Source organism: Ideonella sp. P3_A4 (assembly GCF_056403075.1).
In genome coordinates this window covers 1-11,176 of sequence record NZ_JBFUGE010000186.1, presented here as the reverse complement: position 1 = coordinate 11,176, position 11,176 = coordinate 1, and the positions used below count along the sequence as shown (strand labels likewise).

The following is an 11,176-nucleotide window of genomic DNA, read 5'->3' as shown; positions in this document are numbered from 1 at the left end:
GTGTGCAGCTTGTCGGGGTTGCAGGTCTTGAAGCTGACCAGCGTCTGATGGCTGCTCAGGCCATAGACCGCTCGATGCGGCGTGACGCCGGCACCATAGGGGCGCGGGCAGTCGCCGGCCGCCATCGCCGAAGGCAAGGCGGCCACGCAGCCCAGGGCGAAGGCGGTGCGGGCCAAGGCGCGTTTCAGCGAACGCGAAGACAGGCGTGAAGATTGAACAGACATGTCGACTCCAGGTTTCGTTGCATTGAGGCGTTAGGTTCGAGCGCCAGGAACAGCGGCTCGAGTGCAACTACGGAGCGACCAAGACGGTGGATGCGGCACGGCCGCAACATAAATAATCGGTGCGGATGCAACCTTTCAGCGACCGCCCGACACGTCCAGCAGCGTGCCGCTGACATAGGCCGCGTCGTCCGACAGCAGCCAGACGATCGCCTGCGCCACCTCGTCGGCTGTACCGAGCCGGGCCATCGGGATCAGCGGAATGGCAGCGGCCAGGCGCTCGGCATGACCGCTGGTGGCATGGATCTCGGTATCGATGATGCCGGGGCGCACCGCGTTGACGCGGATGCCGTCGGCCGCCACCTCGCGCGCCAGGCCGGTGGTGAAGTGGTCGATCGCCGCCTTGCTCATCGAGTAGTCGAGGTACAGCCCGGGCGAGCCGACACGCGCCGCGGCCGACGACAGGTTGACGATCACGCCGCCTTCCCCGCCATGGCTCTTGCCCATGCGGCGGATCGCCTCGCGCGCGCACAGCATCGAGCCACCCAGGTTGATCGCCCACATCCGCGTCAGGCGCTCAGCGCTCATCTGGTCGACCCGCGCGGCCACGTCGACCACGCCAGCGTTGTTGACCAGGCCGTGCAGCGGGCCTAGTTGCTCATCGACGGCCGCGAACATCGCCAGGATCTGCGCCTCGTCGGCTACGTCGGCCGGCACGACGACCGCGCGCCGCCCCTCGGCCCGCACGGCCGCCGCCACCTCTTCGGCCGCGCCATGTTCGCGCCGGCAGTTGATGGCCACGTTCCAGCCGGCCTTCGCGGCCAGCACCGCGGTGGCGGCGCCGATGCCGCGGCTGGCGCCGGTGATCAACAGGTTGCGTTCCGTCATGCGGCTCCCCAATGACAAAGGCCCCGACGAAAAGTCGAGGCCTTCAGATTGTGGCGTGCGGAAACGGCGGCGTTACCTCGCCGCCGGGGGCGTCACTCTTGCGTGAAGACCAGCTTCAGCTCGAAGGTCTGCGGCTTGCCGCTGGCTTCGAACTTCCACTGGTTCAGCGCACTGGTGGCGGCGTCGTTGAATATCTTGGCCTTGGCCGGCGTGGCTTCGACGATGGCGACCTCGGTCACCGCGCCATTGCCGTCGATCGTCAGCTTGGCCTTCAGCACGCCGTCGGTGACGCCCTTGCGGGTGGCCTCGCCAGGGAACTCCGGCGGCACCTTCTTGAGGATCTTCGGCGCGCCGTCGGCATGCGCCAGGTTCGGGGCGAAGGCCAGCGCAGCGGCCAGCACCAGGCCGGAGAGGGCCATCAGCGGGGACCACGGAGCGGCGGGCAAGGAAGCGAGTTTTTTCATGGTGGACTGCTTTCGGCTCAGGCGGCGGTGGGGATGCGGAAGAACTCGACGCTGGACACCAGGCGCGAGGCGTTGGACTTCAACGATTCGGTCGTCGCAGACAGTTCTTCGACCAATGCGGCGTTTTGTTGAGTCGCCTGGTCCAGGTCGGCCACGCTGGAGTTGACCGAACCGATGCCGCTTTCCTGCTGCTGGCTGGCGATGCTGACCTCTTCGATCAGCTGGCGCACGCCGACGACCTCGTCGACGATGCCCTTGATGCGGCTGCCGACATCGGCCACGGTCTGCGTGCCGACGGCCACCTTCTCGGCCGAGTCGTCGATCAGCACCTTGATTTCTTTCGCCGCCGAGGCGGCGCGTGCCGCCAGGGAGCGCACTTCACCGGCGACCACCGCGAAGCCGCGGCCTTGTTCACCGGCGCGAGCGGCCTCGACCGCTGCGTTCAACGCCAGGATGTTGGTCTGGAACGCGATGCCGTCGATCACCGAGATGATGTCCTTGATGCGCGTGCTCGACTCGGCAATGCGGGTCATCGTGCCGACCAGGCTGTCGACCGATTCGCCGCCCTGGATCACGGCGGTGCGGGCGCGTGAAGCAACGTCCGAGGCTTCGCGCGACTTGGCGCTGGAGCCGGCCACGGTGGCCGAAATCTCTTCCATCGCCGACGCGGTCTGCTGCAGGTTGGTCGACGCACGCTCGGTGCGGGCCGACAGGTCGGCGTTGCCGTGGGCGATCTCGTCGGAGCTGTTGGCCACGTCGTGCGCGGCGCGGGTCACGTCTTCGATCACATGGGTCAGGTGGCTCTGCATGTCGCGCATCGTCGTGAGCAACAGCGCGATCTCGTCGCGGCCCCGGGGTTCGATGCGGCCACGCAGGTCGCCCGACTTGATGGCCTGGGCAGCGGCCACCGCTTGGCCCAGCGGCAAGGTGATCGAACGCGAAATCGCGAAGCCGGCGGCTACCGCGAGCAACACGCCGATCGCGCCCAGCACCATCGCGCCCAGACTCGTGGTCTGCGCGGTCTTGTGGCCGTTGGCGGCACGGTCTTCGGCCTGGTTCGAGATCACCGCGGCAAGCGCATCCACGGCCTTCTCGTAGGCGGCCTGGACAGGGCGCAGCTCGATCAACAGCGCGGTGCGTGCGTCGTCGGGGTTGCCGGCGTCCAGCGTTTCGAGGAACTTGGCGACCGTCTTGGTGTACTGGTCCTTGCTTTCGCGCACCGCGGTGATCGCGGCGTCGCTGTCGCCGCCGGAGCCCAGACCAATCAGCTTGGTGAAGGTCGTGTCGGCGTCGGCCAGATTCTTCTTGATCAGCTCGCGCTGCTTCTTGATCTGGCCCGCACCGTCCACCAGCAGCAGTTCGCGGCTGGCGCGGGCGATCAGGCCCGCTTGCTGCTCCAGTTGGTAGGCCAGCTGGACACGGGTCAGGTCGATCGTGGCGGTGGCCTCGAGGTCGTCGGCCAAGCGGCTGCTGCTCACGGCGCTGTAGCCGCAGACGGCCAGCAGCAACACGATGAATGCGCCGAAGGCCAGCGCGAGGCGCGCGCCAATCTTCAAATTCCAAAGAAACGTCACAACAAAACCCTCCTGGGGTACCACAACGACGAATAGGTCGGCCTCTTGTCAGGCCGTCGTTGCAGTATCGGCAGGGGCTGTGGCGACTGAAGCCCCCAAGATGAGGGTGAACACGGGCTTATTACCGCGCCATTACGGCCGATGCGTGATCGGCCACACGGCGGGGCCCGCGATCGCCCGGTGACGTCAGGTGCCGGCGACCCAGTGGCCGGACTTGCCGCCCTGCTTCTCAAGCAGACGGATGTCGGTCATCGTCATGCCGCGATCGGCGGCCTTGCACATGTCATAGATGGTCAGCAGGCCGACCTGGACCGCGGTCAGCGCTTCCATCTCGACGCCGGTGCGGCCGAAGGTCTCGGCCTGCACGGTGCAGTGCACCGCCGAGGCGGCGTCGTCGAGTGTGAACTCGGCGCTGACCCGGGTCAGCGGCAGCGGGTGGCACAGCGGGATCAGCTCGGCCGTGCGCTTGGCGGCCTGGATCGCCGCGATGCGGGCGATGCCGATCACGTCGCCCTTGCCGGCCTGGCCGCCGGCGATCAGCGCCAAGGTGGTCGGCTGCATGCGGATCGTGCCGGTGGCACGGGCCACGCGGTGCGTTTCGGCCTTGGCCGACACGTCGACCATGTGGGCCTGGCCGTGGGGATCGAAGTGGGTCAGCGGGTCGGGCATGGTGTGTAAACGGGCGCGACACATTCGCTCCCGACAGGCAATGTCATCATAGCGACGGCCCGACCGGAACCTTCGGTGGCCGGCCCGGGTCCACCGGCTTTCGCTCAACCGCCAACGACCGCACGCTGCCTTGTCTGACCTCACCCCTCGCCTGCGCCGCGCGCGCCCCTGGCCGGCCGCTGGCCGTTGGATGCCCCTGGCGCTGGCCGCCGCGCTGATCAGCACCTGGCCTGCTAGCCAACCCGAAGCCCAGGTGCGCCTGCCTGCATTGGGCGACTCGGTGTCCGAAGACTTCGACATCCTGGCCGAGCGGCGCCTGGGCGACCGCATCATGCGCGAGGTCCGGCGCGACCCGGCCTATCTGGACGATCCGGCGCTGCTCGAATACCTGTCGTCGCTGTTCGACCCGCTGCTGGCCGCCGCCCGTTCACGCGGCGAGATCGGGCCCGACCTCGACAAGGCCTTCGCCTGGGAGCCCTTCCTGGTCGGCGAACGGCCGGTCAATGCGTTTGCGCTGCCGGGCGGTTATGTCGGCGTCTACCTCGGGCTGATCGCGCTGACCGGCAGCGGTGACGAGCTGGCATCGGTGCTGGCGCACGAGCTGTCGCACGTGACCCAGCGCCACATCGCCCGCAGCGCGATCAGCCAGCAGCGCCAGGGCCTGGCGACGATGGCCGGTTTGATCCTGGGCGTGCTGGCGGCCAGCCGTGCCCAAAGCACCGACGCGGCGCAGGCGGTGATCATGGGCACCCAGGCTGCCGCGGTGCAGGGGCAGCTGAACTTCTCGCGTGAGATGGAGCGTGAGGCCGACCGCATCGGCATCGAGGTGCTGACCAGCGCCGGTTTCGCGCCGGCCGGCATGGTCGGCATGTTCGAGAAGCTCGACGGTGCGATGCGGCTGAACGACAGCAACCAATACCCCTACCTGCGCAGCCACCCGCTGACGATCGAGCGGATCAGCGATGCGCGGCTGCGGGTGCGCGAGGCCGGCTTGCCGGCGCCCGTGAAATCGGCCGTGCCACACGCGCTGATGCAGGCCCGCGCGAAGGCGCTGATGGACCACACCGACCAGGCCTTGCTGCGCCTGCAGGGTTTGGCCGCGCCCGGCTCGCCGGCCACCGACCTGCCGCGCCTGGCCACGCTGTATGCCGGCGCGCAGGCCTCGATCCTGCTGCGCGATTTCGACCATGCGGCCCAGGCCATCACCGCCGGTGAAGCGCTGGCCCGCGGGCCGTTTGCCGGCGAACCCGAAGCAACGCGCCAATTCGCGCTGCTGCGGGTCGCGATGCTCGCCGAGCGCGGCGGGCCAGCCGCGCAGCTGGCACCGGCATTGACCAGTGCCTTGGCACCGCTGGCCAGCGACCGCACGCGCCCAGCCATGATGGTGCGGGCCCAGGCGGCGCTGGCACGCCAACGCAGCGGCGACCCCGGCGCGGCCGAGGCGATGCGCCATGCCACCGAGGCTCTGCAGACCTGGGTCTCGGAGCACAAGCGCGATGCGCTGGCCTGGCAAATACTGGCCCAGTGCGCCGAGCCGCTGGGCTTGCGCCTGCGTTCGCTGCGCGCTGGTGCCGAAGCCGCCTTTGCCAATGGCGATGTGCTGGGCGCGGTCGACCGGCTGCGCGCGGCGCGCCAGATCGCGCTCGACACCCGCTCCGACGACTATGTCGAGGTGTCGGTGATCCAGTCGCGGCTGCGCGAGATGGAGCGCGACCGGCGCCAGCTGCTGGCCGAGATGCGCGGCGAGCGGCACCCCGAAGACGTGCCCTGACCACCGGGCGGGCGGGCCCCGCCTACACCGCTTCCAGCGCCAGCAGCTCGGCCACCGTCTGGGCGCGCCGGATCAGGCGCGCCGCACCAGCGTCGACCAGGACCTCGGCCGCCAGCGGGCGGCTGTTGTAGTTCGAGGACATCGACGCGCCGTAGGCACCGGTGTCGTGGAACACCAGCAGGTCGCCCACCTGCGCGGTGGGCAGCTCGCGCGGCAGCACGAGGCCACCTTCGCCCTGCGTGAACACGTCGCCCGACTCGCACAAGGGTCCGGCCACCACCGTGGGCCGCAGCGGGCCGGCCGGTGCTTCGCCCGAGGCACGCAACACCTCGATGTGGTGGTAGGCGCCGTACATCGCCGGGCGCATCAGTTCGTTGAAGCCGGCATCGCACAACACGAAGCGGTGGCTGCCCATGTCCTTCACCGCCCGCACTTCGGCGAGCAAGACGCCGGACTCGGCCACCAGGTAGCGGCCGGGCTCGAGCTCGAGCCGGACCGGGTGTCCGCGCTGCGCCTCGATCCGCCGGCGCGCGGCGTCCCACAGGCTGAAGTAATGGGCCGGGTCGATGCGCGGCTCGCCGCTGCGGTAAGGCACTGACAGGCCGCCGCCGGCCGACACAGCCTCCAGCGGGTAGTCGATGCTGGCGACCAGCGCCACCATCGCGTCGCACACCCGCGCGAGGTGCTCGTAGTCCACGCCCGAGCCGATGTGCATGTGCGTGCCGACCAGGCGCAGGCCGTGCCGGCGCACGACCTCCAGCGCCTGCGGCAGGTCGGCGTGCCAGATGCCATGTTTGCTGCTCTCGCCGCCGGTGTTGGTCTTGCGGCTGTGGCCGTGGCCGAAGCCCGGGTTGATGCGCAGCCACACCGGGTGACCGGGCGACTGCCGGCCCAGCTGGTCGAGCATGTCGATCGACCCGGCGTTGACCGGGATGCGGTGCTGCACCACCGCGGCCAAGGTGGCGCGATCGATCACGTCGGCGGTGAACACGATCTCGTCGCGCTCGGTGCCCGCCACGTAGCCGGCGGCCAGTGCACGCTCGATCTCACCCAGCGACACCGCGTCGACCACCACGCCTTCCGCGCACATCAAGCGCAGGATGTGGGTGTTCGAGCAGGCTTTCTGCGCAAAGCGCAGGGTGTCGAACCGGGCCAGCTCGGCGATGCGGCTGCGGATGGTGGCCGCGTCGTAGACCCACAGCGGGGTGCCATGGGTTTGGGCGAGGATGCTGAGCGTGGTGGGGGCGAAGGGCGACATGCCGCCTATGGTGGCGCAGTTCGTCGATTCGCAGAAGAACTGATTTGTCGATCACCTATTCATCACTGATATGGTTGCGACGATGCGCATCACCCACCGCCATGTCGACATCTTTCGCGCGCTGATGAACGCTGGCGGCGTGACGGCCGCAGCGCAGGCGCTGCACACCTCGCAACCCACCGTGAGCCGCGAGCTGGCGCGGCTCGAGCAGTTGCTGGGCCTGCGGCTGTTCGACCGGGTGCGTGGCCGCCTGCAGCCGACCGCCCAGGCGTTCGCGCTGTACGAAGAGGTGCAGCGCTCGTACCTGGGGCTGGAGCGGATCGCGGCCACGGCGGCACGGCTGCGGCAGTTCGCCCAGGGTCAGCTGTCGGTGGTCTGCCTGCCGGCGCTGTCGCATGGGCTGCTGCCGGGGGCGTGCACCCGCTTGCTGGCCCGGCACCCCGGCGTCGGCCTGGCCATCACGCAGCAGGAGTCGCCCTACCTCGAGGAATGGCTCGCGACGCAGCGCTGCGACCTCGGCCTGACCGAAAGCGACGCGGCGCCGGCCGGCACCACGCAGCAGCTGCTGGTCGAGATGAACGAGGTGGCGGTGCTGCCCGCAGGCCATGCGCTGGCGGCCAAGCGGCGGCTGAAGCTGAGCGACTTCGACGGCCAGGCCTTCGTCAGCCTGGCGCCTGGCGACCCCTACCGGCAGATCATCGACGGCCTGTTCGAGCAGCAGGGCGTGCAACGCCAGCAAGCGATCGAGACCCACAGTGCGGTGTCGGTCTGCGCGATGGTCAAGCATGGGCTGGGACTGGGCATCGTCAACCCGCTGACCGCGATGGAGCAGGCCGGGCCGAAGCTGCTGGTGCGGCCGCTCGCTGTGGCGATCCCTTTCCGGGTGAACCTGGTGCGGCCACTGCACCGGCCGGCGAACCCGCTGGTGGACCGGCTGGTGGAGGCGCTGCAGGAAGAGGCCGCTGCCCTGCGGCGCGCCGGGCCTTCTTGAAGGTCTAAACGAAGGTTCTCGCGCCGGTCGCCCATGCTTTCACCGATGGTGGCTCGCCCCGACACTGGCCACAGTTTGCGGCCGCCGCGCGCCTGGGGCCGTGGCAAGAATGCCCTCTATTCGCCACCCACTGCGCACCGATGACCCGACCTTCGACCTCCCTGTTGCTGCCCGCCGCCGCCTTGTCCGCGGTGCTGGCGATCGCCGCCGAGCTGCTGGGTTTCGCCCAGCTGTTCTTTGTGCTGAAGCCGCTGACCACGCTGCTGATCATCGGTTGGGCCTGGCCGCGCGGGGCAGACGAGCCGGCGCGCCGGCGCTGGCTGCGCATCGGCCTGGTGCTGTCACTCGCCGGCGACGTCGCGTTGCTGTGGCCGCAATCCGGCTTTCTGCCCGGGCTGGTGTCGTTCCTGCTGGCCCACCTGGCCTACATCGTCGCGTTCACCCGCGGTTTGCGCCTCGCGGCCAAGCCGCTGCCCTTTGCCGCCTATGCGCTGCTGGCTGGTGCGATCCTGTCGCGGCTGTGGCCACACGTGCCGGCTGAGCTGCGGGCGCCGGTGCTGGTCTATGTCGTCGCGCTGGCTTGCATGGCGGCGCAGGCGGCAGCCGTCTGGCTGGCCGCGCGCGGAGGGTCGACCGAGCCATGGGCGCGCCGCGCGGCGATCGGCGGAGCACTGTTCATGGCGTCGGACGCGACGCTGGCCGTCAACAAGTTCGCGCTGGCGTTACCGGCCGCCACCCTGTGGATCCTGGCGACCTACTGGCTGGCGCAGGCTTTCATCGCCGGCTCTCTGAGACTCCTCCACGACTCTCCTGAAGAAAAAGATCAGCACAAATAACGGGTAATCCCTGCGTTTAACGATATTTGTTGAATATTGATGATGATCGACGAGGGTTAGCCGCATTCGTGACACAAAAACCTTGAGCTGATGATCGCGCCGCCCTGATCGGGGCATAGGCCGAAAGTGCCACCCGCGCTGTCGGCTGATCAATCCACAGTGATCGAGGAGTGTTCATGAGTCTGATTGCACGCAGAGGTGTTGTTGCGTCTTGCTTGGCCATGGCTGCCGCTCTGGCTTGTTCCCCGGCTGCCTTCGCAGGCAGCAACGCGACCGACGACCTGAGCGACTTGCACGCGGCCATCACAGGCCACACGGATCGACTGATCATCAAATACAAGGCCGGCACCGCTGCGGCCACCCATGCCGATGCCCAATCGATGGCGCGCGCCCACGAGGCGGTCCAGCGCGCCGGGGTGCAGATGAAATTCCTGCGCAGCAATGCGTTCGGCGCCCATGTGATGAAGCTGGATCGCCTGCTGACCGTGGCCGAGGTCCAAGGCCTGGCGAAGGCCGTGCGCAGCGGCGATATCGATGTCGAGTTCGCCGAACCCGACCGCCGCATGCACGCGTTGATGACGCCCAACGACACCAGCTACGGCAGCCAGTGGCATTACTTCGAGACCACCGGCGGCCTGCGCGCGCCGGCAGCTTGGGACAAGTCCACAGGCAGCGGCGTCAAGGTCGCGGTCATCGACACCGGCTACCGCCCCCACGCCGACCTGGCGGCCAACATCGTCGGCGGCTACGACTTCATCTCCGACACCTGGACCGCCAACGACGGCGGCGGCCGCGACAGCGACGCCAAGGACCCGGGCGACTGGATCACGGCCAACATCTGCGGCGGCACCCACGCGGCGCAAAACTCCAGCTGGCACGGCACCCACGTGGCCGGCACGATCGCCGCGGTCACCAACAACTCGAGCGGCGTCGCCGGCGTGGCCTTCAACGCCAAGGTGGTGCCGGCCCGCGTGCTGGGCCGCTGCGGTGGCTACACCTCGGACATCGCCGATGCGATCACCTGGGCCTCGGGCGGCAGCGTCAGCGGCGTGCCGGCCAACACCAACGTCGCCAAGGTGATCAACATGTCGCTCGGCGGCAAGGGCGCCTGCGATTCGACAACCCAAGCCGCCATCACCGGCGCCCGCAACCGCGGCACCGTGGTCGTCGTGGCAGCGGGCAACTCGCAAGCCGACGCCTCGGCCTACAACCCGGCCAACTGCTCGGGTGTGATCACCGTGGCAGCGACCGACCGCAGCGGCTCGCGCGCCTGGTACTCGAACTACGGCTCGGTCGTCGACGTGGCCGCGCCTGGTGGCGACACCAGCGTCAACGGCGACGGCATCTACTCGACGCTGAACACCGGCACCACCACACCCGGGTCCGACACCTACGCCTACTACCAAGGCACGTCGATGGCCTCGCCGCACGTCGCGGCCGTGGTGGCGCTGATGTTCGCCAAGAACAGCGCGCTGACGGTGGACCAGATCGAGACCAAGCTCAAGGGTTCAACCCGCCCCTTCCCCGGCAGCTGCTCGCAGTGCGGCACCGGCATCGTCGACGCGAATGCCGCGGTCGATGCTGCCGGCGGTGGCGGCAACGACGTACCGGAAGTCGAGTCGAACAACACGCTCGCCACGGCGCAGACGATCAGCGTCAACCCGGCCAACGTGCTGGGCACGATGAGCTCGTCCAGCGACACCGACTACTACAAGGTGACCGTTGGCGCCGGCAAGACCTTGTCTGTCACGCTGACGCCGAACGGCAGCTCCGACTACGACCTGTACATGTACAACTCGTCGGGCACGCAGCTCAACGCGAGCGAAAAGGGCACCGGCCAGGTCGATTCGTTCTCGCGCACCAACACCGGCAGCTCGGCGGTGACCTGGTATGTGCGCGCGTACTACTACTCGGGCAACACCGGCTCGAGCGGTGCCTACACGCTGGGCTTGAGCCAGTGAAATGGGGCACCCGGCGGCGGGATACCGCCACCACCCTCCGCGAGGGTGCGCGGCCGCTTTGGGCGGAGCCGGACGATGGGATGTGCCGACGCACATCCTGTCGCCTGCGCAGCCGGCCAGGCTTGCAAGCCGGGCCGTGGACCGGCCGTGCGCTGGCCGCGAGGAGCATCCGGCGGCGGCAACGCCAAATACCGCACGGGTGAAAGCCTGAAATAGGCTTATTTCACCGGCCAATTGGCCGAAACGATGAAGGCCCGCAGCCCGTTGCTGCGGGTCTTTTTTCATTTCTGCCCGGAGCCGCCGATGCGTTCGAGCCCTGTTGCCCGTCCCCAGACCCGCGCCTTGCGCCGCCACCCGGCCTGGCCCCTGGCTGCTGGGGCCGCATTGCTGGCCGGCGCCGGCCTGCTGGCACCACCGGCCAAAGCCGCCTCGGTTGCCGGGCTTCAGCGTGTCGTCAACGAGGCGACCGAAGGCGACCATCTGCCGCAATCGCGCGCGCAGGCTGCCGACGAAGACAGCACCGACCGCCTGATCGTGCACTAC

11 protein-coding genes are annotated in these 11,176 nt (G+C 68.8%); 5 read left to right on the top strand and 6 right to left on the bottom strand.

Going from position 1 to position 11,176, the window contains the following annotated elements; all coding sequences use genetic code 11:
- The 5 genes from AC1DYI_RS17075 to moaC form a co-directional block, all read right to left on the bottom strand.
- Window positions 1-224, bottom strand: a 224-nt coding sequence (locus tag AC1DYI_RS17075) for a hypothetical protein (protein WP_477205332.1), incomplete at its 3' end; no start/stop codon positions are given.
- A 135-nt stretch (window positions 225-359) separates the two neighbouring features.
- Window positions 360-1,109 carry an SDR family oxidoreductase gene (locus AC1DYI_RS17070; protein ID WP_477205331.1) on the bottom strand — a complete coding sequence of 250 codons (750 nt, stop codon included), beginning with the start codon at window positions 1,107-1,109 and terminating at the stop codon, window positions 360-362.
- Window positions 1,110-1,201: 92 nt separating this feature from the next.
- Window positions 1,202-1,573, bottom strand: a complete 372-nt coding sequence (locus tag AC1DYI_RS17065; RefSeq protein WP_477205330.1) for an energy transducer TonB — start codon at window positions 1,571-1,573, stop codon at window positions 1,202-1,204.
- A 17-nt stretch (window positions 1,574-1,590) separates the two neighbouring features.
- Entirely contained in the window at window positions 1,591-3,147 is a 1,557-nt protein-coding gene (locus AC1DYI_RS17060) for a methyl-accepting chemotaxis protein (RefSeq protein WP_477205329.1), read from the bottom strand.
- 186 nt (window positions 3,148-3,333) lie between these two features.
- Entirely contained in the window at window positions 3,334-3,816 is a 483-nt protein-coding gene (moaC, locus tag AC1DYI_RS17055) for a cyclic pyranopterin monophosphate synthase MoaC (RefSeq protein WP_477205328.1), read from the bottom strand.
- Between the two features lie 130 nt (window positions 3,817-3,946).
- Between moaC and AC1DYI_RS17050 the strand changes: the two genes are divergently transcribed.
- A complete protein-coding gene (locus AC1DYI_RS17050; RefSeq protein ID WP_477205327.1) occupies window positions 3,947-5,587 on the top strand; it encodes a M48 family metalloprotease in 1,641 nt (546 codons plus the stop codon).
- 22 nt (window positions 5,588-5,609) lie between these two features.
- Here AC1DYI_RS17050 and lysA read toward each other — a convergent pair whose 3' ends face one another.
- On the bottom strand, window positions 5,610-6,845 hold the full coding sequence (lysA, locus tag AC1DYI_RS17045; protein ID WP_477205326.1) for a diaminopimelate decarboxylase: 1,236 nt from the start codon (window positions 6,843-6,845) through the stop codon (window positions 5,610-5,612).
- A gap of 82 nt (window positions 6,846-6,927) precedes the next feature.
- On the opposite strand from lysA, the gene AC1DYI_RS17040 reads away from it, so the two are divergent.
- The 4 genes from AC1DYI_RS17040 to AC1DYI_RS17025 form a co-directional block, all read left to right on the top strand.
- Complete coding sequence (locus tag AC1DYI_RS17040) at window positions 6,928-7,836, top strand: LysR family transcriptional regulator (RefSeq protein ID WP_477205325.1); 909 nt, start codon at window positions 6,928-6,930, stop codon at window positions 7,834-7,836.
- Window positions 7,837-7,976: 140 nt separating this feature from the next.
- The gene (locus AC1DYI_RS17035; protein WP_477205324.1) at window positions 7,977-8,672 is read left to right on the top strand and encodes a lysoplasmalogenase; all 696 of its coding nucleotides are present in this window, start codon (window positions 7,977-7,979) and stop codon (window positions 8,670-8,672) included.
- Window positions 8,673-8,893: 221 nt separating this feature from the next.
- Window positions 8,894-10,633: a S8 family peptidase gene (locus AC1DYI_RS17030; RefSeq protein WP_477205323.1), complete on the top strand. Its 1,740-nt coding sequence runs from the start codon at window positions 8,894-8,896 to the stop codon at window positions 10,631-10,633.
- Window positions 10,634-10,936: 303 nt separating this feature from the next.
- The coding region (locus AC1DYI_RS17025; RefSeq protein WP_477205322.1) for a hypothetical protein at window positions 10,937-11,176 on the top strand (240 nt) is incomplete at its 3' end.